This window comes from Synechococcus sp. N32, assembly GCF_900473895.1.
Lineage (GTDB): Bacteria > Cyanobacteriota > Cyanobacteriia > PCC-6307 > Cyanobiaceae > Parasynechococcus.
Genome location: NZ_UCND01000011.1, coordinates 151904 through 176321, shown reverse-complemented (window position 1 = coordinate 176321; position 24418 = coordinate 151904). Strand labels below are relative to the sequence as shown.

The window sequence follows — 24418 nt, the reverse complement described above, 5'->3', positions numbered from 1 at the left end:
CAACCTCAACGTAGTGGAGCAGACCCTGCCCTCAACGGCCTCGTTCAGCGGATTCCAAGCCATTTGTGGCTTTGCAGGCTGAGGCGCCATTGGGCGTGTTGACGCACATGCTCTACAGCCAGCTCTTCTCCGATGCTGCTCTCCCAGCCCGGCTGCAGCAGCCGCTCTGTGTCGTCCTCGCAATTGGACGCCATGGCTGCAGCGAAGCTGATGTCTTCCGGGCCATGCACCACAACTTTCAGCTCATGGCAGGCCTGCAAAAGCTCTTGCCGTGGGGGGCGGTGGCGTTTTGGCGAGAGGGTGATCCAGTCGAAGCGTCCGCTCAGCGGATCCACCCCGCTGGTTTCCAGATGCAGGGGGAGACCGCATCGCGCATCGAGGCTCTGGGTGAGGGGCTGTAGATCGTGATGCAACGGTTCTCCACCGGTGATCACAACGAAGCTGGCTCCAGCTTCAGCAGCCATCTGGGCGGCATCAGCCAAGGCATCGATGGGCTGCTCAGGGTGCCCTTGGGCCGGCCATGAGTGCTTGGTGTCGCACCAGGGACAGCCCACGGTGCAGCCCGCGAGCCGAATGAAAAATGCACTGCGTCCGGCATGGTGGCCCTCTCCCTGCAGGGAATGGAATGTTTCCACCACCGGGAGACGCTGGGAGTCAGCCATCGACGCGGTTCATGGGATCGCAATGTCCCCCTGTTGACGCAGGGCCTGAGCCGGTGAATCCGGAAGGCGTTGTTGGGCCGCTTCGATCAATCCCCGGAACAACGGATGGGGTTGTCCAGGCCGGGAGAGGAATTCGGGGTGGTACTGGCAGGCGGTGAAGAACGGATGCCCTTTCAGTTCGATCAACTCCACCAGGCGTCCATCCGGGGACGTGCCGCTCACCACATATCCGGATTCCAGGAAAAGATTGCGATAGGAGTTGTTGAATTCGTAGCGGTGGCGGTGGCGTTCATAGACCACCTCGTCTCCGTAGAGCCTCTGGGCGAGGGTTCCCGGCGCAATCCTGCAGGGGTAGACCCCCAGGCGCATCGTGCCGCCCAGGTCGACCACGTCCTGCTGTTCCGGCAGCAGGTGAATTACGGGATGGGGCGTGTTTTCGTTTAATTCAGCACTGGTGGCCTCGGTGAGGCCGGCCTGGTTGCGAGCCCACTCGATCACTGCGGTTTGCATTCCAAGACAGAGCCCAAGGAAGGGCACCCGTTGTTCCCGGGCCCAGCGAATCGCTGCAATCTTTCCATCGACGCCACGGTTGCCGAAGCCACCGGGCACGACGACGGCGTCCATTCCGCGCAGGAGTGCATCGGCGCCGTCAGCTTCAATCTGTTCGGCGCAGACCCAGTGCAGGTCGAGGGAGGCATCCTGGGCAATGCAGGCATGCTGCAGCGCTTCAACGACGGAGAGATAGGCGTCGTTCAGCTGCACGTACTTGCCCACCAGGGCAACCTTCACCGATGGGCCGGGATTGCGCAGCTTGTTGACCAGTTGTTCCCATGCCGCCATGTCGCTGTCATGGTCGGTCAGGTTCAGCACGTCCAGCACTTCACGGCACAGACCCTCCTGCTCAAGGATCAGCGGCACGGCATAGATGCTGTCGGCATCCAGGGAGGGAATCACGGCGCGGGTGGGCACCCCGCAGAAGCCGCCGATTTTCCGCTTGAGATCGTCGCTGATGTCGCGATCACTGCGGCAAACGAGCACATCCGGCTGGATGCCGATCGAACGCAGTTCCTTGACCGAGTGTTGTGTGGGCTTGGTTTTGAGTTCGCCGGAGGTGCCGATGAAGGGCAGCAGGGTGACGTGGATGTAGGCCAGGTCGTTGCGACCCACGTCCTCCCGGAACTCACGGATGGCTTCGAGGAAGGGCAGTGATTCGATATCACCCACAGTGCCGCCGATTTCCGTGATCACCACATCGGCATTGCTGTTGGAGGCAACCCGGTGGATGCGTTCGCGGATCTCGCCGGTGATGTGGGGAATCACCTGAACGGTGCCGCCGTTGTAGTCGCCGCGGCGCTCCTTGTTGATCACCGATTGGTAGATCGAGCCGGTGGTCACGCTGTTCAGGCGTGACATCGCCGTGTCGGTGAAGCGCTCGTAATGGCCCAGGTCGAGATCGGTTTCGGCGCCGTCTTCGGTGACGAAGACCTCACCATGCTGGAACGGGCTCATCGTCCCGGGATCCACATTCAGGTAGGGATCCAGCTTGAGAATCGAAACGTTGTAGCCCCGCGACTTCAGCAACCGGCCAAGGCTCGCCGCCACGATTCCCTTGCCAATGCTGGACACCACACCACCGGTGATGAAGACGAATTTGGCCATGACCTGCAGGGTGACTCTTCAAATTAGCTGGCGTCGGTCATGGGCTCCAGGGGGAACCGGTGTTTTAGGAATCCAGGCCCTGGATGTAATCCCGGACTTTGCTGCGTCGTTGGGGTTGCCGCAGTTTGAGCAGGGCGCGGGTTTCGATCTGACGAACGCGCTCCCTTGAGAGTTTCAGCTCCTCCCCGATCTGGGCCAGGGTCTGGGGCGTGTCGTCCTCCAATCCGAAGCGCCGGCGCAGGACAGCGGCCTCCCGATTGGTGAGTTCATCCAGGAGATCCTCCAGATCGTTGTGGAGTTCGTCGTGGGTGAGGGTCTGCTCCGGGGTTGCATGGCCGTCCTCGATCAGATCCCCAAGCTGGGTGTCCTGTTCGCGGCCGACACGGGTGTCCAAAGACACTGAGCGGGGCACCCGGGCCAGGGTCTGGCGCACGGTGTCTTCACTGATGCCCAATTCGCGCGCCAGATCCGCGATCGAGGCAATGCGTCCTTCGTTGCTTGCAATCTCCTGCTGGACCCGTTTGATCCGGTTCAGTTTTTCGGTGACGTGAACGGGCAAACGGATCGTGCGGCTCTGGGTGGCGATGGCCCGGGTGATGCCCTGGCGGATCCACCAGTAGGCGTAGGTGCTGAAGCGGAAACCACGAGTGGGATCGAACTTTTCCACGGCCCGCTCCAGCCCGAGCGTTCCCTCCTGGACCAGGTCCAGGATTTCCATGCCCCGCTGCTGGTACTTCTTGGCCACCGCCACCACCAGGCGCAGGTTGGCCTGAATCATGTGGTCTTTGGCTCGCCGCCCGTTGCGGAGGGCCAGCTTCAGATCCTTAGCCTCCAGCTGGGCCTGCTCGGCCCAGGCCTGATAGCCCAGGTCAATCCGCTGCTGCAACTCGGGCAAGGGCAGTCCTGCCGCCCGGGCCCATTCCTGCTTGGTTGGCCAGTGGCTGTGCTGGTTGGCTTCCCGGCGTTGCAGTTCTTCGAGACGGTGCAGTTCACCGATGGCGGCATCGCTCTCAGCCAGCTCCCGTTGCTGGAGCAGCAGTGCTTCACGGCGCTGTACCAGACGGGCCAGGGTGACCTCCTCCTCATTGGTGAGCAGGTCGACCCGGCCGATGTCCTGGAGATAAAGCCGCAGCAGATCCGTTGTGCCGCTGCTGCGGCGCTCACGGGTCCCCCCGGTCCGTCGGGGTTTGCTGGGCAAAAGCTGGCCTTGTGAAGTCCAACTTCAGGGTTCCTCGCCGTTGGCCGCGGTGCGACAAATGCGCTGATTCCCTTCGGGATCTGCTCAGCCCAATAGCCGCCTTCACTCTTCCTGGTCGGGCTCAACCCAAGTGCTGGCCACGTGCAGTTCCTCCAGCTGCTTGTCGGCAACGCCCCCTGGGGCACTGGTCATCAGGCAGCGGGCCTGCTGGGTCTTGGGGAAGGCAATGGTGTCGCGGATCGAATCCTCTCCGGCCAGCAGCATCACCATCCGGTCCACACCGAAGGCCAGGCCGCCGTGGGGCGGTGCGCCCACATCAAGAGCGTCCATCAGGAAGCCGAACTGCTCCTGGGCCTCCTCGAGGGGCAATCCAACCGTCTGCAACACCTGGCGCTGCAGGGCGGAGTTATGGATGCGCAGGGAGCCGCCGCCGAGCTCAAGGCCATTGAGCACAAGGTCGTAAGCCTGGGCCCGGGCTCCGGGCAGGGTTTCGGCCCACTTTGATGCATCGCTGCCGAGATCCTCCGCATTGGGTGCGCAGAAGGGGTGGTGCAGGGCCTCGTAACGGTTCTCGTCGCTGTTGAACTCGAACATCGGGAAGTCCACCACCCAGAGGAAGTTCCACTGGTCGTTGTCCCGGTCAGCCTTCACCATGCCCAGCTCCTTGGCCAGGTACTGGCGCACCCTGTCGAGGGCCTTGTTCACCGTGGCGGTGTCGCCGGCACCGAACAGCAGCAGGGTGCCGGGTTCCGCGCCGGTGCGGCTGAGCAGCTCCTGCTTCTGCTCATCGCTGAGGTTGTCCTTGATGGCGCCGATCGTGTCGATCTCACCGCCGTCGCGCACCCGGATGAAGGCCAGGCCACCGGCACCAGCTTTCTGTGCCTCGCTGAACACATCGCCGCCGGGCTTGATCCGCACGTTGCTCACCGCATCGTTGCCGCCGGGCACCGCGATGCACTTCACAGCGCCGCCGGACTTCACGGCGCCACTGAACACCTTGAAGCCCATGTCCTTCACGATGTCGCTCACGTTGGTGAGCTCCATGCCGTAGCGGGTGTCGGGTCGGTCGGTGCCATAGCGCTCCATGGCGTCATGCCAGGTCATGCGTGGGAAGGGCCGCGGCAGTTCGATGCCCTTCACGGCCTTCCAGATGGCGCAGATCAGTGATTCGTTCAGCTCCAGGATCTGCTCCTGATCCATGAAGCTCATCTCGATGTCCAGCTGGGTGAATTCCGGCTGGCGGTCGGCCCGCAGGTCTTCGTCGCGGAAACAGCGGGCCACCTGGTAGTACCGCTCGATGCCGCCCACCATCAGCAGCTGCTTGAACAACTGGGGGGACTGGGGCAAAGCGAACCATTCGCCGCCGCAGACCCGGCTGGGCAGCACGTAATCGCGGGCGCCTTCCGGCGTGGAGCGGGTTAGCACCGGGGTCTCCACCTCGATGAAACCGGCGTCTTCCAGGAAGCGACGGGCGGCCTGGATGGTCTGGGCCCGCAGCCGCAGGTTGTCGTTCATGCGCTTGCGGCGCAGATCCAGATAGCGGTGGCGCAGCCGCAGTTCTTCGCGGGTGTTCTCCTCGTCGTGCACCGACACGGGGAAGGGCAGGTTGCCTTTCACGCTGTTCAGCACGGTGATGCCGCTGGCGAGCACTTCCACGGCCCCCGTCGCCAGCTTGTCGTTCAGGGAGTCGCCGGGCCGGGCCCGGACTTTCCCTTCAACCTGCAGCACGGTTTCGCTGCGCAGATGCTCGGCGACGGCGAAGGCGTCGGCGCCCAGATCCGGGTCCACCGTGATCTGCACCGTGCCGCTGCGGTCCCGCAGGTCGATGAAAATCACCCCGCCGTGATCACGGCGTCGATCCACCCAGCCGCACAGTTGCACCTGCTGATCAATGTTCTGTTCGCGCAGGTCGCCGCAACCGTTGCTGCGCATGGGATGTCTCAACTGGAGAAGAGCGAGTTTCCCACAGCAGCGGTGAGCTTCAGGCGCGTTTGTAGAAGGGCTTGCGAACGACCGTTGCCGGCTGGGCCTTGCCGCGGATCTCAACGCTCAGTTCGGTGCCGAGCTTGGCGAGGGACGGCGGCACATAGGCCAGGGCGATCGCTTCTTCCAAGGTGGGTGACCAGGTGCCGCTGGTGACGATGCCCACCGTCTCTCCGTTGTGCATTACGGGGTAGTCGTGGCGGGCGATGGAACGACCCTGCAGCTTGAGCCCCACCAGGCGTTTGGCCGGGCCGGATTCCGCCGCCTGCTCCAGCGCCTGTCGGCCCACAAAATCCACGGGCATTTCCAGGTGCACGAGCCAACCCAACCCGGCCTCGAAGGGATTGGTTTTGTCGTTCATGTCCTGGCCGTAAAGGTGCATGGCGGCCTCCAGCCGCAAGGTGTCCCGTGCCCCCAGGCCGCAGGGAGTGACACCGCGATCGAGCAAAAGCTGCCAGAGCTTCTGCCCGTCGTCGGCGTTGAGCAGCAGCTCGGCACCGTCTTCGCCGGTGTAGCCCGTGCGAGCACTGAACACCGGTTGGCTCAGGCCCTCGAGGTTGAGCATCCGGTGGCCGAAGCGGGGCAAGCCGCTGAGGTCTTCGCCGCTCAGCTCCTGCAGCAAACCCATGGCCTCAGGGCCCTGCAGAGCGAGCAGCACTCCGTCCTTTTTGATGTCGGTCACCGTCAGGCCAGCGGGCTCCATCTGTTCACGGATCCAGGCGGTGTCGCTGTCGGCGCAGGCGGCATTGATCACCAGCACCAGCGCACCCCGTTCTGCATCAATGGCACCGCAGTCGTAAACGATGAGGTCGTCGCGAATGCCGCCGCGCTCGTTCAGCAGAACCGAGTAGCAGGCTTCGCCGGGACCGATGCGGTGCAGGTCGCTGGGGATCAGCTTTTGCAGCGCATCCTTCGGATTGGCACCTTCGAGGTGCAGCACTCCCATGTGGGAAATATCGAACATGCCGACCCGTTCGCGAACCGCCTTGTGCTCCTGGATCAGGCCGCTGAACTGAACCGGCATCTCCCAGCCTGCAAACGGCACCATGCGGCCCCCGGCGCTGCGGCAGGACTCGAACAGGGGAGTGCGCTGCAGGGACATTGGGGCGGCCGATGAGAAGCGCATTCTTATGGAGGGCTTCACGATCCGGAAGGGAACCCGGAAATTTGCCCCTGTCCATGGTCCGTTTCGCAGACCGTCACTAGCTTGAGCGCGTTTCCGGAGCACTTGTTTGGCCGCCAGCTCCTGCTGTCGTAGTTGTCAGTACTGCACCCTGCCGGCAGGTGCGAAGGGGTGGTGCCGTCTGCGCCGGTTGGAGGTGCATGCCGAGATTGCAGATCTGATGGTCTGTCACCACTGGATCCCCCGTTCCCCCAAGCTTCCGGCTCTGCAGAGCAGCGGTGTTGGAGAGCGTCAGCTGGAGCTGGATCGCAGCTTGACGTGAGTCTGGATCCATCCACGTCTCCGCCATTCTGATGGCCTCCACCGGATGAACGCGGGATACTGCAGCCAACCCCCGTTATTGCCTTGTCCGCCTCAGCTCCGCTGACTCCTCTGGAACTGATCCAGGAACAGCCTGTGGTGGATCTCCTGACCCTTCCCACCGGCGCAACTGTTTTCAGTGCCGGTGAGCCTGTGCAGTTCATCCATGTGATTGAACGGGGATGGATGGAACTGAGCAGTGGTCCGTTGAACCGCATTCGCTTTGGTTCCGGTGAATTGTTTTTCTATGAGGATCTGGTGGATGGCGCCGAGTGTCACAGCCGTGATGCCACAGCGGTGACGCCTGTTTCGTTGTTCCGCCTGAGCCGCTCCAATTTTCTGGCGCTCATCCATCGGCACCCAACGCTGGTGCTGCAATTGCTCAGCAAGCAGCACAGCCGTTTGCGGCAGCAGCGGGCTGATGCCCGTCACTTCTATTGATCGCCACCCAGGAGCAGCAGCAGGCTGCGGGTCACCTTTGCGGCCAGCACGGAGCTGATGCCACTGGTGTCGAGTTGTGGGGCCAGTTCCACCACATCGGCCGCCACCAGGTGATGCTCTCGAAGCACCCCGATCAGGCTGGCGAAGTCAGACCAGTTGTAACCACCGGGTTCCGGTGTGCCGGTTCCAGGCAGAACGGCGGGGTCAAACCAGTCCAGATCGACGGTGAGATAGATGGGTTTCTCCTGCAAGGGAGCGAGGGCCTGTTGAAGGGCGTCGACGCTGGGCATCAGCCGGCCGCTCTCGTGCAGTTCGCTGAATTCCTCCCGCGTGCCACTCCGGATCGCGAGTTGAAACAGCGTCTGGCTGGGAAGAACCTCCAGACAGCGGCGCATGGCGCAGGCATGGCTGTGGCGGGCCCCCAGCCAGCTGTCCCTGAGGTCGGCATGGGCATCCAGCTGCACCAGCACCAGGTCGGGGTGGCGTTGTGCCACAGCCTCCACCGCACCGGAGCTGATCGAATGCTCGCCGCCCAGCATCAGGGGCCTGAGGCCCAGGGCGAGCACGGCTTCGGTCGCCTGCTTCACCTTGGTGAGAACGGGCTCAGGGTTGCCGAAGGGAATCTCAACGGCGCCGAGATCGGCAAAGTCGAGATCCTCCAGATCCAGGTCGAGTTGCGGGCAATAGGTCTCCAGGCCAGCGCTTACCTCCCGGATGGCGGCGGGGCCAAAGCGGGTGCCAGGGCGAAAGGAGGTGGTGCCGTCGTAGGGGACACCAAAAAGACCAACGCGGCAGCCGGCAGGGTTGCGCCGGGAGCCCATGAAAATGGTTCCGTTGCTGTCAAACAGCCCACTCGGCAGATGTGCCGTCATGACTGCAACTCCCGTTCGATGAAGGCGGGCACGGCGTCTATGGCGCCTCGCTGCCAACGCGGCGACCAGATCTCGCAGCCTGCGGCAATGGCCTTGCTGCGTTCGGGATTGGGAGTGCGGTAGCGGGGTGTTTCCATGGCGGCGAAGGTCCAGCTCCACCAGCCGCTCGGATACATCGGCACCCAGCCATAAAGAGGGTCGGCGTGGTCAAACACCTCGCGCAACAGCTGCACCATGGCGATGTGGACATCGCGGAAGGCTTCCGGAGATTCGCTCTGCGTGCCGAACACGCCCCCGGGCTTGAGCAAGCGTTTGCAGTTCTCGAAAAAGGCGCGGTTGAACAGGCCTTCGGCGGGTCCGGCGGGATCAGAGCCATCCACCAAGACAACGTCATAGCTCTGGTCCTCAGCCTCAGCGGCCCAGGCGATGCCATCGCCCACCGTGAGCTGGAACCGCGGATCAGACCAGGCGGATCCGCCGATGTCGGGAAGGTGTTCCCGGCTGAGTTCCACCACACGCCCGTCAATCTCCACCATGTCCAGCCGCTGGACGCCTGGGTGGCGCAGGCATTCCCGCGCGGTGCCGCCGTCCCCGCCTCCGATCACCAGAATTTGCTCGATCGAGCTGGCGCTGCATAGGGCTGGGTGCACCAAGGCCTCGTGGTAGTGGCGTTCCTGCTGTTCCGCTGTCATCCAACAGCCATCCAGGAGTAGCCCCCGCCCGTAGCGCTCACTGCGAATCACGCTGATCCGCTGGAACGGACTGGTCTCCTCGACCAGCACCTCTCCCTTCAATCCATAGCGGACGCCGCGGTGTTCTTCGTCAATCCAGCTGCTCATGGGCTGCGGTCGGCATCTCTCCAGCTAAGGACCCGGTGGGGCTGTTCCCAAGCACCAGATGTGGTGCTCTTGGTATTGACGAACTCAAGATGTGGAGGTTGGATGTGCTTCGTTGGGGAGCTGCTGTGGAAGAGGGCAGCTCCAAAGCCTTTTTCGTCAGATCAAGGCTTTTGTCTTATCGGTAGGGTTCAGGGTTGGTGCAGGTGCTCCCTCTTCGAAGCATCAACCTGGTGGGAGCATCCTGTTGTTCTTGAGCCAGGAGATGGCTGGTGCAAGACCTGGTGGTGAACGATCGGTTGACCATTCCGTCCAGGGAGCTGCGCTGGCGGTTCAGTCGCTCATCCGGCCCCGGCGGGCAGGGGGTCAACACCACCGATTCCCGTGTGGAATTGCTTCTGGATCTAGCGAACTGTTCCTGTCTGGGTCCATTTCGCCGCGCCCGATTGCTGGAGCACTTCCAGACCCGTTTGGTGGAGGGCTGCCTACGGGTTGTGGTCGCAGAAGAACGCTCCCAATGGCAGAACCGACAGAAGGCTCTGCATCGCATGGGGGAGCTGCTGCGGGAGGGCTTGCAGCCAGCACCGCGTGCCCGAAAGGCCACCCGGCCGGGTCGTGGTGCCGTGAAGCGGCGCTTGGACACGAAGAAAAAGCGTGGTGACCTCAAGCGTCAACGGCGCAGTCGTCCCTCCCTGGACGACTAATCGGATCCAGAGGTGGGCGAGTGTTCTGCTCGGATCGCCGCTTTGGCCTGTTTCCAGAGGGCTTCCAATTCGTTGATGCTGCGGCCCTGCAGATCCCCTTCCAGGGCAGCTTCAACGCGGGAGAAGCGGTCGAGGAAACGTTGATTCGTGCCGGCGAGACCCTCCTCGGGTTCGATGCTGCACCAACGGGCCACATTCACCAGGGTGAACAGCAGATCGCCCAGTTCCTCCTGGGCATGACCTTTGTCGCCGTTGGCCACAGCCTCCTTGAGTTCGTCCAGCTCCTCATGGACCTTCTCCCAGACGCCGGCCATGTCATCCCACTCGAAGCCGGCTTTGGCCGCTTTCTTGGAGATGGTCATGGCTCCAGCCAGGGCCGGCAGGCCCCGCACCTTGGTTCTGAGCCGGTCGCTGAGGGGGCTGGAGGAGCCCGCCAGGGCCTCGGCCTGCTCCTGGAGCTTGATGGCCTCCCAGCTGCGTCGCACCTCGTCACTGGTGCTGGCGACGGCATCGCCGAACACATGGGGGTGACGGCGGATCAGTTTGTCGCTGATGCCGTCGGCAATCGCATCCAAATCAAAGCGCTGCTGCTCCCGAGCGATCTGGGCATGCAGCACCACCTGCAGCAGCAGATCCCCCAGCTCTTGCTTCATCTCGGCATCGCTGCCCTGGCGGATCGCATCGGCCACTTCATGGGCCTCCTCCAGCACGTAGGGCACCAGCGAGGCATGGGTCTGCTCCAGATCCCAGGGACAGCCTGTTGTTGGATCCCTGAGTTGGGCCACAACATCGATCAGTCGCTGGATGGCGTCAGAAGGAGCGTTGGCCATGCCGGGGCAACAACTGGGGCAACGCCCACCTTCTCATCGCTGTCGTTTCTTCGACCATTCCTGGGGCCAGGGGTCGCCATCGAGGATCAGGTGGATCCAGGCACTGCCCTCCAAACCCACAAGCAGAGCGATGAACTCCCGTGGGTGCTGATGCATCAGTTGCTGGAGCGTCGTCAGCAGCACCGCTGGTGAGAGTGCTGGAACCGCCATGCTCACGATCAGGCACCAGGTGAGCAGCACCGCCAGGCGCGCGGTTGTTCCCAGCAGCGGACCATGGGACCAAAGCGAGCGATGGGGAATCAGCAGGCGGTAGGGCCACCAGAGAAAGCCGAGGGCTCCCCAGCGCCGCAGCGCATTGGAGCGGGTATCGAGGTCTGGGGACAGCCATAAACCGCCAGCCAGGCAGCTGGCGGCTGCGATCAAGGCTGCAGCCCATCCCAGCACCAAGCCCACAGCGATGCCGAGCGGGAGACTCATGACCCAGATGCTCTGATCGTGGCGGCGACCCGTTGCCAAGTCTTCGGGGCTGTCGTGCGCCCCCAAGCTGACGCGTTAGGGCAGAATCTGCCCGGTGGGGCGATTAGCTCAGCGGTAGAGCACCTCCCTTACAAGGAGATTGTCACTGGTTCGATCCCAGTATCGCCCATTTAAAAACGCAGTGCTGCACTGCGTTTCCTGAGGTTTTGCTTCAGTTCGCCAGCGTTCGCTCTCCAGGACCATCGCTTGTTGGCTGGGCGCTGAATTCACCGCGCAGGACGCCTTCTGCCCTTCGCATCATTTTCAGGCAGGTCTCCCTGTCAGCAGCGGCGTAGGCAGCATCCATGCATTGCACGTACTGCTCTTCAGGAGTCACAAGGCGCTTGCCGTTGGGCGGAGTATCGGTCCGATTCGAATGGCTTGCCGTAGCTGCAATTACTCATCCGCTCGGTGCGTCGGACGGTTGGGTGTGCAAAGGTGGGGCGACGCCAAAGAGCCTGATTGAAGGCCCACTGCGCGAGAACCGATAACTCGATTCCATGAACAGAAGATCCAGCACCCCCCCGAGGGAGTGGCGAAAGGCTGGCAGCAATGCCAGCAGAATTGACCTCAGCGGCTATGCCTCATCTCAGCATCGCCGTTTCCTGAAGGCGGAAGCCGAGCAGGCCCCAGGGGAGCCCAGACATCGCTGACGAGGTTCGTCCCTTCAGCGGAATGAAGACGCCTCAGCTGTTGCTGCCGTCGTCCATGCCACGTCTGATCAGGCTTTGCGTGAGCCAAAGCAGACCAATGAAACCGGCCGTGACGATCAACAGAGTCAAGATTCAGGCTGTGGTGCGGACGTAGAGACGTAGCTCGATTTGCCACCACATCATCATTGGAAGGTAGGCCTCAAAGGCACTTTGTGATGCAGTTGGTCTTGGCGCTTGTGGTTCCCGTGGTTCTGCTAGTGGGGTTCACTGCGCTGTTGGCAACTGGCAGGTTGTCGATCTCTCGCAACGCTGCTTGGTTGTTGGAACGCCAAGGCAGCATCTGGATGGCTGGAATCGTTGCCCTTGCTGCTGCTGCGGCTGTGGTTGCTCTGCAGCGTTAAGCCGTCTCGCCGCAGCGCTTTCAAAAGCTTGACCCATCCCCAGGTAGGGAGCGGGATGGGTGGCTTGTGATTTGGAAGTCTTGATCAGCGGCTGCTGGAGCGCTTGCGCACAACCCTGGGGGTCTCCCGCTCGGTCTTGGCATCGGTTTCAGACACCGTCTTGTCTTCGCCGGCCGCTTCTCCCTGCCCGGGCTCATCGTCGGGTTCCTGCGCCTCAATCACCCCAAGCACCATGGCGGCCTCCAGCTGATCGCTCATGTCACCGATGGTGAGCAGGGCTTTTAAGACCAGCTGGGCGCGAGGCGCTTTGGGCAGGCCGGGACGAAGCTTTTTGGTGGTGTTCCACAGCTCCAGGGCCACTTCCTTCAGCAGTTCCTTGTCAGCAGCCATTCGATTCGAACGTGAATCGCACCATTCTCATCATCGGGGGGGTGGTCCCCCTTCCGAATCAGAAGCAGAAGGGCAGGAATTGGGTGCGGCAGGCGGCATAGCCATCCACCAGGGGACCCAGTCCGATCTGGTGAACGATGCCGGCACCGGTGAGCCCCTCGGTGATGATTCCGATCACGATGCCGACCATGGCGGCACGGCCGTTGAAGCGTTCGGCCTTTTTGAGCTGCTCCATGTGGATGTCGCGGGCAGCGACGCCTTGGAACCAGGAATCGCTGGCTTGCGTGGATTTCATCGAACTCAAGCTGTTGTTACAAAGCTTAATCCAAGCAATCAGTTTTTCAGCAGCAGTCGTTCCCCCGGTGTTGGATCGGTCCAGGAGCTGCTGGCCGGCAGCTGGGCTCCAGTGCTGGCCACGGATCCTTTCATTTGCAGGGCCCGACTCAAGGCGCCGCTAAAGCGCACGTCGCCGCCGGAGGTGCTGGCGAGCACTGTGGTGGGTTGGAAGCGTTCCACCAGTTGCGGCACCACGGAGCAGCCTTTAACAAACGCTCCAAGCGCCGGCAGCCCCAGATCCACCATCGGCGTGATCACGGCATCCAGGGGCTGTGGCTCCAGGGCTGGATCGAGAAAACCGTGGGGTTCGAGATAGAGCGACCCGGCCGGATGCTCGAGCAGATAACCGTTTTCCACCATCGGCACCGGTGCACCGGCGCTGGCGCGCACCCGCAGGCCCTGGTGGTTGGTGCTCTCTCCGGGGGAGAGGGCTTTCACGCTGGTGAAGCCCAGGCGTTCCGCCACCCGTGCAGCCGCCGCCGATCCAATGACGGGCAGGTCCTTGGGGAGAAGCGCCAAGGTGTCCGGATGGGCGTGGTCTGCAAGCCCCTGGGTGAGCAACAGCAGGTTCAGCTTCTCGGGCACCTTGCGCTCGCAGGGCAGTTCCCCTTTGAGCAGCCACTCCCCAGGGGGGAAGCTCAGGCTGCCGCGCAACCAGGGATCCACCAGAACGCGGAGATCATCGAATTCGAGCAACCAGCCATTGGCTCCGTAGTACGTGGCGGCCAGGGTCATGACGGGCTTTGCTGCCGCTCGCGGCAGTCGCTGCAGAGACCAAAGAATTCAAGCGTGTGAAACAGGAGATCGAAGCCTTTGCGACCGTCTTCGGGCACCTCCAGGTCGTGAATCGGGCAGTGGTCGAGCGCCTGGGTCTTGCCGCAATCGACGCAGGTGAGGTGGTGGCGATCTCGCTCCAGCGGCGCATAGAGCGCCTCGCCATTGGGCAGGTGGCGGCAGCGCACCAGGCCCCGTTGCTGCAGCTGGCGCAGATTCCGGTACACCGTGGCCAGGCCCATGGCCTGTTCGGGCTCCAGGCTGCGGTGCAGCTGCTGACCGCTCATCTCATCACCACAGGCCTGCAGGTTCGCCAGCAAGACCTTCTGGCGGGCATTGATCTGGGTGGCAGGGCGGCGAGTGGCCATGGTTTCAAAGGGCGACCAACCAGCGGCCACTCAACATCACAGCGTGGGATTCAGCCACCGATCAGCTGCTCGCTCAAGCTCCAGAGCCGCTGCCGTTCGGTGGGTTCATTCGCTGCGGGCGCCACACGGCAGAGCGCCGGTGCACCCCGTAAGCCACCGAACTGTTCAGGGCCGTAGTGCTCGCCACCCTGTGCCGTCGCGGCGGTGGCGGCATGCAGTTGTGGGAGGGCACCCATGCCGGCGCTTTGGAACAGGGGATCCATCAGCCGGTAGGCCAGAGCCTCGAAGCGGTTGCCGACGCTGGCGATTGCGGTGGGCTGCAATTCCGTGCGCGCGATGCCGGGATGGGCGGCCAGGGAGCGGATCGGGCTGCTCTGCTCGCGCAGGCGTGCATCCAGCTCAAGGGCAAACATCACGTTGGCGAGTTTGCTTTGGCCATAGGCCGCATAGCGGTCGTAGCCCTTGCTCCAACTGGGGTCGTCCCAGCGGATCTTGCTGAAGTACTGCGCTCCGGAAGTCACCGTCACTACGCGGGGATCGGGCCGGTTCTGCAGCAGCGGCAGCAGGGCCTGAGTCAGGGCCATGTGCCCCAGGTGATTCACACCGAACTGCAATTCATGCCCCTGGGCGGTGGTGCGGCGCGGCGGTGCCATCACGCCAGCGTTGTTGATCAGCAGATCAAGGCAGCCGTAGCGCTCCCCGACGGTGGCCGCCGCCTTTTGCACGCTGGTCAGGTCCGCCAGATCCAGGTCCACCAGATCCACCGCTCCCCCATCGCGCTCCGGCAGCAACTCCTGCTTGGCCAGCTCGGCTTTGCGGGGGCTGCGGCACGCCAACACCACCGTGGCCCCGCAGCGTTTCAAGGCCCGTGCGGTTTCCAGACCCAGACCGCTGTTGGCTCCAGTGATCAGGGCAATGCGCCCCTGCTGGTTCGGGATGTCAGCCGCGGACCAACCCATCGCGTCACCTGAGCCTGGGCTCAGTCCTCCGGGAAGAGCAGCTCGGCCAGTTCGTCGGCGTCCACGTCGTAGACGCGGGCCAGGCTGGTTTCGATGGCGCTGGTCACTTCGCCGGGCAGGAAGCGCATTGAGTTAAGGGCGTCCTCGGCGATGTCATCGGTGAGCAGCTTGTCGTCGCTGTCCAGCTTTTCGTCGTTGATCACCGCCATCACCCAGCTCTGGTAGGCGTAGACCAGATCGGAGAACTCGAGTTCGGGATCGTTCAGGTCCAGGGCCATGGTGCGAATAGCCAGTCGCCCCAGTCTGACCTTTCGCAGGAGAGGATGAACAGCATGGATTCCGCTGATGCCACTGGCCTGCAGGCCACGCTGTTTGATTTTTCAATCGCTGAGCTGGTGCGGCAGCACCGGGAGAGCTTCCAACCCCTGTGGACGGCAGAAAGTTGGGTGAAGCTGCTGATCTGGTTATCGCTCAATTGCGGCAGCTCCGGGGATGAAGCCGGCATGGCCCGGTTCGTCGAGGCGCTTGGGCCAAGCTTCACCACCCGGATGCGGCGGGTGTTCTTTGAGCGGGAGCTGGAGGCCCTCGATCTTCAGGTGATGGCCGATCCGGCTGAGCAGCAGGTGCTGGTGCTGCCGATGGGCCCGGGTGTTCCCCTTGATCTTGAGCGCGCTGGCACGGTGATTGAACAGGTGCAGTTGCAGGACCATGTGGTGGCTGACCGGGCGCGTTGGCAGCAGCTCGATGCTGTGGTGGCGATTCCCCGCTTGGAGGCTGCGGCATGAACCTGATCGGGCGCTACAGCAATCCCGGTTACGCCTCGGTGGCGGATGCGGTGCGTGAATTCTTCGAGCGCCGGGTGGACTTACAGCGGCCTGGCGTGGCTTTCGGGCCCGAGGGGGAGGGGGAGCCGGCGAAACAGAGCACCGACATCAGCCTGGTGGCGATTGATCGCTCGGAACCTGAATCCTTTGCTCTCTCGCAACTGATCCTGCGTGGGGTGACGGCCGGCTTGGAGCGCTATCTGCAGGAGCGACCGCTGTTCCGGCAGTGCTGCCCGCAGCAGAGCCTGTTTGTGAATCCGATCTTCAACCTCCAGCACTACGCCCCGGGGGAAGGGTTCAAGCGTTGGCACTGCGATTGGACCATCAGCGATGAGGCCACCGAACCGGTGCACCGGGTGCTGGCCTGGATTCTTTATTGCAACGACGTGGATGAGGCCGGCACCGAGTTCCACTGGCAGGACCATCACGAACCGGCGGAGCGGGGCAAGTTGGTGATCTTTCCGGCTGGTCCGTCCCACATTCATCGTGGCCGGGTGAACGAGAGCGCCAGCAAGTTGATCGCCACCGGTTGGATCAACGCCGGACGACAGGAGGACTACCTACGACGTCTCGCCAGTTGAATCGTTGGTTGGATCGCTGTCTGTTTCTGCCTGGAGCTGCTTGGTGGGGCTGCCAATCCGGTGGGTTTGTTCCTTGGAGGGGGGCCATTCCATTGGATACACCTGTCGCTGCGGGAAGGGAATGCCGATCCGTTCTTGTCGAACGCCGTCCAGATCGCTTGACGCAAATCACTGCCAACAGCGAAGGCTTCCAGGGGATTGCGCACCCAGAAGAGCAGCTTGTAGTTGATCGATGAATCGGCGAAATCCACCGTGAACGCCTGTGGTGGTGGGTATTCCAGCACCTTCTCGTGCTGACGGGCCACCTCCTCAAGGACCGCGATCACCTGACTGGGTTCATGGTGATAAGCCGCCCCCACCACCACCGCGTCGCGGCGTGAGGTTTCCTCAGCGGTGTACGACTCCGCCTCCTGGGTGAAGAAGTTCTGGTTCGGAATCAGCAATTCCGCTCCATCGCGGCCGCGCCGCAACTGGGTGGCCCGCAGGCCCAGCTTGCGCACGGTGCAGGGGTCGCCGTTGATCATCAGGATTTCGCCGGGGCGCACCGATCCTTCGAACAACAGCCAGAGGCTGCTGATGAAGTTGGAGATGATCTCCTTGATGCCGAAGCCGATGCCCACCGAGAGGCCCCCGGCCACGGCCACCAGGGCGGTGCCATTGATGCCGATGTAATACGCCACCCCCATCACGCCGACGCCGATCACCGAATAGCGAAGAATCACTTCCAGTGCCTTGCGGCCCTGTGGCCTGATGCCGAAGAAGCTTCCCCCCAGCCAGGCGGCGAAGGCCGCAGGCCGGCTGGCCAGGGCGATCACCATATAAACGATCACCAGGGCGGTGAACAATTTGCCGATGGTGAGTGTCACCCCGAACACGTCACCCAGGGAAATCAGCGACAACGATTCCCGGCTGCCCAGCATCTGGACAAAGGTGAGGATCGACATCACCAGCAGCACAGGCCGGAAGAACGATTTATCGATTTCTTCCACAGGCACTTTGGGGAAGCGTTGGTGGATCAGCTGCTTGGTGGGTTCAACGCAGCGCCACAGCACCCAGAGCAGCGCCAGGTACTGCAGAAAGCCCGCTGTGATGCCGGCCAGGGTCAACACGCTGGCGCTAATGAACAGCGCCGCCGGCACGATCAGATGGGTCAGGCTGGCGATCAGGGGGCTGTTGAGTTTGCGCTTGACCCTGGATTCGCTGCTGATGGCAGCAACGAAAAAACCCACCTGGATGAGCACAGAACCGCGTTGCAGATAACCCAGCCAAGTGGTGGCCTCAGACGTGATCTGCGTGATCATGAGCCGCTCTCCCGCAAACTCTTGAGGATGGTTTGGCTGGCTTTCTCAGGAGAACTGACGTCGTAAATGGTGTCGAGCAGAGCGTTCGAGATGGCTTCGTAACGCTCCGGATCCCGGTACACCCGAGCTTTCGATTGCCCCTTGGCGGCGTTTTCCTTCAGCGACTGCTTTGCGTATGTCACCAGGGCTTCAGTCCCTCCTGGGATTTTTGCCGCCACAATTTTTGCGGCTTTCCGATTCACCGGAAGTGAATTGCGTCCGGCCAGGGCATAGGTCTTTTGCGCCCAGGGTTTGGTGATGAAATCGATCATCACCAGAGCCTTGTCCCGCTGCTCGGGGCTGGAGTTGCGCCCCAGGGACCACACCTGAAGTTTGGTGGCGGCTTTGAGCTTGGTGGACGGACCTTTCGGGAGCGGGGCGAGGGCAAGCTTCCCGTCCATTTTTTCTCTCAACTCCCGCAGGCTGCTGCTCCAGCAGGTGATCCAATCCAGATCTCCAGCTACCAAGGCATCGCGCAGGCTGCGCTGATCATTGAGGAAGCGAATGTTCTGCTGATAGCTGGAGTTTTTCAACCAGTGCAACCAGCTGGTCACGTTGGCTTGCCGTTCAGCGTTCGGCGGGAGTTGGGCTAGAGCGGCTTCCATGGCCTCGCCGGCGTCGAAGGATTCAGCGCTCCAGAACAGATCTTTCAGCTGAAGCGCCATGCCGAAGGTGCTGCCTTCGCTTTCTTGTTCCATCCCCTCCAGAGTCTGAGGAGGGGAGCTCAAGCGCTCCTTGTTGAAGCAGGCCAGCTGCACGAACTGGTTCACCGGGCGGCCCACCAGTTGTCCGTCATGAGCGGTGACGAGGTCGAACAGATAGCTCGGTGTGTCGGCGCGATCTTCGGGTGAAAGTTCAATCGGATCCACCAATTTGCGCCTGTACAGCTCAAGGGCTGTGTCGCTATCGGTGATCAGCAGATCTGGGCCAAAGCCGCTGCGGGTCTGATCGGCGATTTCGTCAACGAAGTTTTTCTGGCTGGACAGGGTCAGTTGCGGGCGGATGTGGGGATTCACGCCCTTGATGTGATCGATGGCTTCTTCGGTCACCTCCCTCAGCCGTTCGTAGTCCTTGCTGGAAATGGTTTCTGCGTTGTTGATCGTGCGCGCCACCTTCACCACCACCGGTGGCCTCCAGGAGCTGCAGCCTGCGCTGGTCACGGCGAGTGCGATGCCTAGGGCCAGATGCTGGATCCGGATCGCGACCATGCCATCGCTTCGATAGGCCGATGCTAGGGAGATTGGCCGTAGCGGACAGGGCTTTGCGAGCATGGCCGGCTGAACCGCTGAGCTTTCCGTGCCCGAACTGGCCAAGACCTACGACCCGGCTGGCACGGAGGCCCGCTGGCAGCAGGCCTGGGAGGACCAGGGGGCGTTCCATCCCAACCCGAAGGCCCCCGGTGAACCGTTCTCTGTGGTGATCCCGCCGCCGAACGTGACCGGCAGCCTGCACATGGGCCATGCCTTCAACACGGCCCTGATCGACACGATCGTGCGCTACCAGCGCTTGGCGGGGAAAAACGTGCTCTGCCTGCCCGGTACCGACCACGCCTCGATCGCGGTGCAGACGATCCTCGAGAAGCAGCTGAAGGAGGAGGGCAAGACTCGCCACGATCTCGGCCGCGATGCCTTCCTGGAGCGGGCTTGGGAATGGAAGGCCGAAAGCGGTGGCCGCATCGTGGGCCAGCTGCGGCGGTTGGGGTATTCCGTTGATTGGAAGCGCCAGCGCTTCACCCTGGATGAGGGCCTGAGTGAGGCGGTGAAGGAGGCCTTCGTGCGGCTGCACGAGCAGGGGCTGATTTACCGCGGTGAGTATCTAGTGAACTGGTGCCCCGCCTCTGGTTCGGCGGTGAGTGATCTGGAGGTGGAGATGAAGGAGGTGGACGGCCACCTCTGGCATTTCCGCTATCCGCTGAGCAGCGGCGACGGCCACCTGGAGGTGGCCACAACCCGGCCCGAAACAATGCTGGGCGACACGGCGGTGGCGGTGAACCCCACCGACGAGCGCTACGCCCACCTGGTGGGCCAGACCCTCACCCTGCCGTTCGTGGGCCGGGAGATTCCGATCGTGGCCGACGACCACGTGGAGAAGGAGTTCGGCACCGGCTGCGTCAAGGTGACGCCGGCCCACGACCCCAACGATTTCGCCATCGGCCAGCGCCACGGTCTGCCCCAGATCACGGTGATGCGCAAGAACGGCACGATGAACAAGGAGGCCGGCCAGTTCGAGGGGCTGGATCGCTTCGAGGCCCGCAAGGCTGTGGTGGCTGGCCTGGAGGGGCTGGGGCTGCTGGTGAAGGTGGAGGACTACCGCCACAGCGTTCCCTATTCCGATCGCGGCAAGGTGCCGGTGGAGCCGCTGCTTTCCACCCAGTGGTTTGTCAAAACCGAGCCTTTGGCGGCTCGTTGCCGTGAGGCCCTCGAGAAGCAGGACCCCCGCTTCATCCCCGAGCGCTGGGAGAAGGTGTATCGCGACTGGCTCACCGACATCCGCGACTGGTGCATCAGCCGCCAGCTCTGGTGGGGCCATCGCATTCCCGCCTGGTTCGTGATCAGCGAGACCGGCGGCAAGTACACCGACACCACCCCCTACGTGGTGGCCCGCAACGAAGCTGAAGCCCTGGAGAAGGCCAAGGCGGAGTACGGCGCGGCGGTAGAGATCGAGCAGGACGAAGACGTGCTCGACACCTGGTTCTCCAGCGGCCTCTGGCCCTTCTCCACCCTGGGCTGGCCCGATGCTGACAGCGCCGACCTGCAGCGCTGGTACCCCACTAGCACCCTGGTGACGGGTTTCGACATCATCTTTTTCTGGGTGGCCCGGATGACGATGATGGCCGGCGCCTTCACCGGTGAGATGCCCTTCCAGGACGTCTACATCCACGGCCTGGTGCGGGATGAGCAGAACCGCAAGATGAGCAAGAGCGCCGGCAACGGCATCGATCCGCTGCTGCTGATCGACCGCTACGGCACCGATGCCCTGCGCTTCGCCCTGGTGCGGGAGGTGGCCGGTGCCGGTCAGGACATCCGCCTGGACTATGACCGCAAGAAGGACACCTCCGCCACGGTTGAGGCCTCGCGCAACTTCGCCAACAAGCTCTGGAACGCCACTCGCTTCGCCCTGATGAACCTGGGCGGTGAAACGCCGGCCCAACTCGGGGATCCCGACCCTGCGGCCCTGCAGCTGGCCGATCGCTGGATCCTCTCTCGCCTGGCCCGGGTGAACCGGGAGACGGCCGAGCGCTACAGCAGCTACGGCCTGGGTGAAGCGGCCAAGGGGCTTTACGAGTTCGCCTGGAACGACGTTTGCGACTGGTATCTGGAGCTGAGCAAGCGCCGGCTCAACCCCGGTGAGAACCCCTCAGCCGAGGCCCTGGCTGATCAGCGGGTGGCCAAGCAGGTGCTGGCCAAGGTGATCAGCCAGATGCATCTGATGCTGCACCCGTTGATGCCCCACCTCACCGAGGAGCTCTGGCACAGCGTTACCGGCGAGCCGGAGACCACCTTCCTGGCTCTGCAGCCCTGGCCGGTCCTGGATGAAAGTGCTCTGGATGATGCATTGGAAGCCTCCTTCGCTGAGCTGATCGGCGCCATCCGTGTGGTGCGCAACCTGCGTGCGGTGGCGGGTCTTAAGCCCTCGCAATCGGTGCCGGTGCGCTTCGTCACAGGTCGCGGCGAGCTGGCGGATGTGCTCACCAAGGGCACGGCCGACATCACGGCGCTGACCCGGGCGGAGTCGGTGGTGGTGATGGCGCCGGCGGAGGCCGATGCGGCTCCGGTGGCCAAGGCCCTGGCGGGGGTGAGCGGAGAGTTGCAGGTGCTGCTGCCGATCGAAGGCCTTGTGGATCTCGATGCGCTGAAAGGGCGCCTGGAGAAAGACATCGCCAAGGCGGAGAAGGAGATCAAGGGCCTGGCGGGCCGGCTGGGCAACCCCAACTTCGCCGACAAGGCCCCGCCGGAGGTGGTGGCGGAATGCCAGGCCAACCTCGATGAGAAGCAGGCCCAGGCCAATCTGGCCCGCAAGCGCCTGGCGGATCTGAGCTGAGTCGGTGATTCAGGTTGAGGGGCTGAGCAAGATTTACCGGGTTGCTGAGAAGCAGCCCGGCTTGGCTGGCACCCTGCGTCATTTCATCCGCCGCCGCACCCGGGACGTCACCGCGGTGCAGGACGTTTCCTTCGGGATTGAACCTGGGGAGATGGTGGGCTTTCTCGGTGCCAACGGCGCCGGCAAAACCACCACCTTGAAGATGCTCTGCGGCTTGATCCACCCCAGCGCCGGCGAGGTGCAGGTGGCGGGGCACCGGCCCCAGCGCCGTCAGGCGGAGTTTCTGCGCCGGATCACCCTGGTGATGGGGCAGAAGCAGCAACTGCTCTGGGACCTGCCGCCGATGGATTCACTGCGGGTGAATGCGGCGGTCTACGGCATCCCTGATGCTGTGGCCCGGCGACGGATCAATGAGCTGGCCGATCTGCTGGAGCTGGGGGATGAACTCACCCGGCCGGTGCGCAAGCTTTCCCTGGGCCAGCGGATGAAGGCCGAACTGTTGGCGGCGCTGCTGCATGAGCCGGAGGTGTTGTTTCTCGATGAACCGACCCTGGGGCTGGATGTGAATGCCCAGGCCCGGGTGCGGCAGTTCCTGGCTGAGTACAACCGCCGCACGGGGGCAACGGTGCTGCTCACCAGCCACTACATGGCTGACATCACGGCCCTCTGCCCCCGGGTGCTGTTGATCCACCAGGGTCGCTTGTTCCACGACGGCCCACTGGAAGCGCTGGCTGATCAGTTAGCACCGGAGCGGGAGGTGAGGCTCGAGTTGGAGTCGCCCGTTTCAGCCGATGCCTTGGCGGGGTTGGGGCGTCTGGAGCAGTTGAAGGGCTGTGACGTGCGGCTGCTGGTGCCCCGCGACCAGCTCACCGCCGTGGTGGCGCAGCTGCTGGATCGCTTCCCTGTGCGTGATCTCGATGTGACCGATCCACCGATCGAGGAGTTGATCGGTGGGTTGTTCCGGCAGGGGCGGGTCTGATGCGGATCTTCGGGCTGAACCGCCGGATCATCCGTGTGCTGCTGGGTTCCCAGTACGCCCACATGCTCGAGTACCGCGCCGAAATCGCCCTCTGGGCTCTGTCTGGGGTGTTGCCGTTCATCATGCTCAGCGTCTGGAGCGGCAGCGACGCGCGCACGGGGCTGGGGCTGGATGGTGTGGCCCTGGATCGCTATTTCCTCAGCGCTTTTCTGGTGCGCCAGTTCTCGGTGGTGTGGGTGGTCTATGCCTTCGAGGAAGACGCTCTGCTGGGCCGGCTCTCGCCCTATCTGCTGCAGCCGCTGCATCCGCTCTGGCGCTATGTGGCGGCCCACCTCGGTGAGCAGCTCACCCGTCTGCCCTTTGCAGCCCTGATCGCCGTCGTGTTTTTTGTAGTGCGGCCCCAGGCCTTCTGGTTGCCGTCGTTGGGGGGCTTCCTGTTGGCCTGGCTGGCCACGTGGATGGCCTTCGCCATCGCCTTTCTGTTTCAGAGCCTGATTGCGGCCCTCTGCTTCTGGAGTGAGAAGGCCAGTGCCCTGGAGCGGCTCCAGTTCATTCCCTTCCTCTTCCTGTCCGGTCTGCTGGCACCGCTCACGGCCTTTCCGCCGGCGGTGCGGGCCCTGGCCCAGTGGACGCCCTTCCCTTATCTAATCGACTTTCCGGCCCGGGTGCTGGCGGGCCAACCGGTGGATCTGTTGGCGGGCTTCGGGGCGCAACTGGCCTGGATCGCTCTGCTGTTGCCGCTGGTGCTGCTGCTCTGGCGTGCCGGCGTGCGGCGCTACAGCGCCATGGGGGCCTGATGGGGCGCTACTGGCGAACCCTGCGTCGCTTCTGGGGTACGGCCGTGGCCGTGCAGCTGGAGTATCAGGCCAACGTGCTGATCGAGCTGTTGGCGGTAGCGATGAGCCTTAGCGGCAGCCTGTTCCTGCTCTCGCTGTTCTATGGCCCTGATCAAACGTTGGGGGGCTGGAGCTGGGCCCAGGCCCTGATGGTGCAGGGGCTTTACACGGTGTTCGATGGCATGGCCACCACCTGGTTGCGCCCCAACCTCGGCGCGATCGTCACCCATGTGCGTGAGGGCACCCTGGATTTCGTGCTGCTCAAACCGATCGACAGCCAGTTCTGGTTGTCGCTGCGCACGCTTTCGCCGGCGGGCCTGCCGGAGATCGGCCTGGGGCTTGGGCTCCTGGCCTGGGGCAGCCATCAGGCTGATGTGGTGTTCAGCCTGTCTTCTCTCTTCACCGTGCTGGTGATGCTGCTGGCTGGTGGCTTGATTCTCTATTCGCTCTGGTTTCTGATCGCCGCCACCAGCATCTGGTTCGTCAAAACCTGGAATGCCACTGAGGTGTTGCGGGCCCTACTGGCCTCCGGCCGTTATCCCCTCAACGCCTATCCGCCTGCCCTGCGCCTGTTGTTCACCCTGGTGCTGCCGGTGGCCTTTCTCACCACGGTTCCGGCCCAGGTGCTGCTGGGTGAGGCCGCCGCACCGATGCTGCTGGCGGGCTTGGTTCTGGCGGTGCTGTTCTTTGCGGCGGCGCGGGCCTTCTGGCTCTTTGCCCTGCGCTTTTACACCTCAGCATCGAGTTAGTGC

The 24418-nt window shown here is 63.2% G+C and carries 26 protein-coding genes and 1 tRNA gene; 10 read left to right on the top strand and 17 right to left on the bottom strand.

Translation table 11 applies throughout. The annotated features are described in order from the left end of the window. Positions 1 to 44 precede the first annotated feature (44 nt). The 5 genes from DXY35_RS04535 to gcvT all read right to left on the bottom strand — a co-directional run bounded on the left by DXY35_RS04535 (position 45) and on the right by gcvT (position 6604). On the bottom strand, positions 45 to 662 hold the full coding sequence (locus DXY35_RS04535; protein WP_115081306.1) for a 7-carboxy-7-deazaguanine synthase QueE: 618 nt from the start codon (positions 660 to 662) through the stop codon (positions 45 to 47). A gap of 9 nt (positions 663 to 671) precedes the next feature. After that, complete coding sequence (locus tag DXY35_RS04530; RefSeq protein ID WP_115081305.1) at positions 672 to 2321, bottom strand: CTP synthase; 1650 nt, start codon at positions 2319 to 2321, stop codon at positions 672 to 674. Between the two features lie 64 nt (positions 2322 to 2385). Continuing rightward, positions 2386 to 3519 carry an RpoD/SigA family RNA polymerase sigma factor gene (locus tag DXY35_RS04525; protein ID WP_115081304.1) on the bottom strand — a complete coding sequence of 378 codons (1134 nt, stop codon included), beginning with the start codon at positions 3517 to 3519 and terminating at the stop codon, positions 2386 to 2388. A 102-nt stretch (positions 3520 to 3621) separates the two neighbouring features. Next, a complete protein-coding gene (aspS, locus tag DXY35_RS04520; protein WP_115081303.1) occupies positions 3622 to 5451 on the bottom strand; it encodes an aspartate--tRNA ligase in 1830 nt (609 codons plus the stop codon). A gap of 49 nt (positions 5452 to 5500) precedes the next feature. Then, complete coding sequence (gene gcvT, locus DXY35_RS04515) at positions 5501 to 6604, bottom strand: glycine cleavage system aminomethyltransferase GcvT (RefSeq protein ID WP_115081302.1); 1104 nt, start codon at positions 6602 to 6604, stop codon at positions 5501 to 5503. Between the two features lie 130 nt (positions 6605 to 6734). Between gcvT and DXY35_RS04510 the strand changes: the two genes are divergently transcribed. Both DXY35_RS04510 and DXY35_RS04505 read left to right on the top strand, forming a co-directional pair. Further along, positions 6735 to 6947: a hypothetical protein gene (locus DXY35_RS04510; RefSeq protein WP_115081301.1), complete on the top strand. Its 213-nt coding sequence runs from the start codon at positions 6735 to 6737 to the stop codon at positions 6945 to 6947. Between the two features lie 83 nt (positions 6948 to 7030). Continuing rightward, complete coding sequence (locus DXY35_RS04505; protein WP_115081300.1) at positions 7031 to 7426, top strand: cyclic nucleotide-binding domain-containing protein; 396 nt, start codon at positions 7031 to 7033, stop codon at positions 7424 to 7426. On the opposite strand, the gene speB is transcribed toward DXY35_RS04505, so the two are convergent. Both speB and speE read right to left on the bottom strand, forming a co-directional pair. Beyond that, positions 7420 to 8298 (bottom strand): agmatinase, encoded by an 879-nt coding sequence (gene speB / locus DXY35_RS04500; protein WP_115081299.1) that lies wholly within the window; start codon positions 8296 to 8298, stop codon positions 7420 to 7422. The two genes, DXY35_RS04505 and speB, sit on opposite strands and share 7 nt — an antisense overlap. Further along, a complete protein-coding gene (speE, locus tag DXY35_RS04495) occupies positions 8295 to 9137 on the bottom strand; it encodes a polyamine aminopropyltransferase (protein ID WP_115081298.1) in 843 nt (280 codons plus the stop codon). Before speE ends, speB begins: the two co-directional genes overlap by 4 nt. Before the next feature lie 269 nt (positions 9138 to 9406). On the opposite strand from speE, the gene arfB reads away from it, so the two are divergent. Next, positions 9407 to 9838 (top strand): alternative ribosome rescue aminoacyl-tRNA hydrolase ArfB, encoded by a 432-nt coding sequence (gene arfB / locus DXY35_RS04490; RefSeq protein ID WP_115081297.1) that lies wholly within the window; start codon positions 9407 to 9409, stop codon positions 9836 to 9838. Here the strand turns inward: arfB and mazG are convergent. Beyond that, positions 9835 to 10668, bottom strand: coding sequence for a nucleoside triphosphate pyrophosphohydrolase (mazG, locus tag DXY35_RS04485; protein WP_115081296.1), 834 nt, complete (start codon positions 10666 to 10668; stop codon positions 9835 to 9837). The genes arfB and mazG overlap by 4 nt on opposite strands. Before the next feature lie 33 nt (positions 10669 to 10701). Continuing rightward, positions 10702 to 11184 (bottom strand): metal-binding protein, encoded by a 483-nt coding sequence (locus DXY35_RS04480; RefSeq protein ID WP_114988724.1) that lies wholly within the window; start codon positions 11182 to 11184, stop codon positions 10702 to 10704. Positions 11185 to 11242: 58 nt separating this feature from the next. Here DXY35_RS04480 and DXY35_RS04475 point away from each other — a divergent pair. After that, positions 11243 to 11314 (top strand) — tRNA-Val (locus DXY35_RS04475). 1008 nt (positions 11315 to 12322) lie between these two features. Here DXY35_RS04475 and DXY35_RS04465 read toward each other — a convergent pair. Genes DXY35_RS04465 through DXY35_RS04440 form a run of 6 tightly spaced genes read right to left on the bottom strand, consistent with a single transcriptional unit; the run spans position 12323 to position 15343 of the window. Next, complete coding sequence (locus DXY35_RS04465) at positions 12323 to 12628, bottom strand: TIGR03894 family protein (RefSeq protein WP_115009834.1); 306 nt, start codon at positions 12626 to 12628, stop codon at positions 12323 to 12325. A 58-nt stretch (positions 12629 to 12686) separates the two neighbouring features. Further along, entirely contained in the window at positions 12687 to 12923 is a 237-nt protein-coding gene (locus DXY35_RS04460) for a high light inducible protein (protein ID WP_115009835.1), read from the bottom strand. A gap of 38 nt (positions 12924 to 12961) precedes the next feature. Then, on the bottom strand, positions 12962 to 13699 hold the full coding sequence (locus tag DXY35_RS04455; protein WP_115081294.1) for an MBL fold metallo-hydrolase: 738 nt from the start codon (positions 13697 to 13699) through the stop codon (positions 12962 to 12964). Then, a complete protein-coding gene (locus DXY35_RS04450; RefSeq protein ID WP_114987764.1) occupies positions 13696 to 14106 on the bottom strand; it encodes a transcriptional repressor in 411 nt (136 codons plus the stop codon). Before DXY35_RS04450 ends, DXY35_RS04455 begins: the two co-directional genes overlap by 4 nt. Positions 14107 to 14156: 50 nt before the next feature. Further along, on the bottom strand, positions 14157 to 15065 hold the full coding sequence (locus DXY35_RS04445; RefSeq protein ID WP_115081293.1) for an oxidoreductase: 909 nt from the start codon (positions 15063 to 15065) through the stop codon (positions 14157 to 14159). Positions 15066 to 15085: 20 nt separating this feature from the next. Beyond that, positions 15086 to 15343: a hypothetical protein gene (locus DXY35_RS04440; RefSeq protein WP_011365486.1), complete on the bottom strand. Its 258-nt coding sequence runs from the start codon at positions 15341 to 15343 to the stop codon at positions 15086 to 15088. Between the two features lie 54 nt (positions 15344 to 15397). Between DXY35_RS04440 and DXY35_RS04435 the strand changes: the two genes are divergently transcribed. Together DXY35_RS04435 and DXY35_RS04430 are read left to right on the top strand one after the other, a co-directional pair. Continuing rightward, the gene (locus DXY35_RS04435) at positions 15398 to 15850 is read left to right on the top strand and encodes a protein phosphatase (protein ID WP_115081602.1); all 453 of its coding nucleotides are present in this window, start codon (positions 15398 to 15400) and stop codon (positions 15848 to 15850) included. Next, on the top strand, positions 15847 to 16470 hold the full coding sequence (locus DXY35_RS04430) for a 2OG-Fe(II) oxygenase (protein WP_114987741.1): 624 nt from the start codon (positions 15847 to 15849) through the stop codon (positions 16468 to 16470). The genes DXY35_RS04435 and DXY35_RS04430 overlap by 4 nt, the downstream gene beginning before the upstream one ends. Here DXY35_RS04430 and DXY35_RS04425 read toward each other — a convergent pair. Further along, on the bottom strand, positions 16446 to 17771 hold the full coding sequence (locus DXY35_RS04425; RefSeq protein ID WP_371681733.1) for a mechanosensitive ion channel family protein: 1326 nt from the start codon (positions 17769 to 17771) through the stop codon (positions 16446 to 16448). The two genes, DXY35_RS04430 and DXY35_RS04425, sit on opposite strands and share 25 nt — an antisense overlap. Further along, positions 17768 to 19018, bottom strand: coding sequence for an extracellular solute-binding protein (locus tag DXY35_RS04420; protein ID WP_115081292.1), 1251 nt, complete (start codon positions 19016 to 19018; stop codon positions 17768 to 17770). Before DXY35_RS04420 ends, DXY35_RS04425 begins: the two co-directional genes overlap by 4 nt. A gap of 88 nt (positions 19019 to 19106) precedes the next feature. On the opposite strand from DXY35_RS04420, the gene DXY35_RS04415 reads away from it, so the two are divergent. Genes DXY35_RS04415 through DXY35_RS04400 form a run of 4 tightly spaced genes read left to right on the top strand, consistent with a single transcriptional unit; the run spans position 19107 to position 24415 of the window. Continuing rightward, positions 19107 to 21851, top strand: a complete 2745-nt coding sequence (locus tag DXY35_RS04415; RefSeq protein ID WP_115081291.1) for a valine--tRNA ligase — start codon at positions 19107 to 19109, stop codon at positions 21849 to 21851. A gap of 4 nt (positions 21852 to 21855) precedes the next feature. Next, entirely contained in the window at positions 21856 to 22830 is a 975-nt protein-coding gene (locus tag DXY35_RS04410) for an ATP-binding cassette domain-containing protein (RefSeq protein WP_115081290.1), read from the top strand. Next, positions 22830 to 23627, top strand: a complete 798-nt coding sequence (locus tag DXY35_RS04405) for an ABC-2 family transporter protein (protein ID WP_115081289.1) — start codon at positions 22830 to 22832, stop codon at positions 23625 to 23627. The genes DXY35_RS04410 and DXY35_RS04405 overlap by 1 nt, the downstream gene beginning before the upstream one ends. Continuing rightward, a complete protein-coding gene (locus DXY35_RS04400; protein ID WP_115081288.1) occupies positions 23627 to 24415 on the top strand; it encodes an ABC transporter permease in 789 nt (262 codons plus the stop codon). Before DXY35_RS04405 ends, DXY35_RS04400 begins: the two co-directional genes overlap by 1 nt. Positions 24416 to 24418 lie beyond the last annotated feature (3 nt).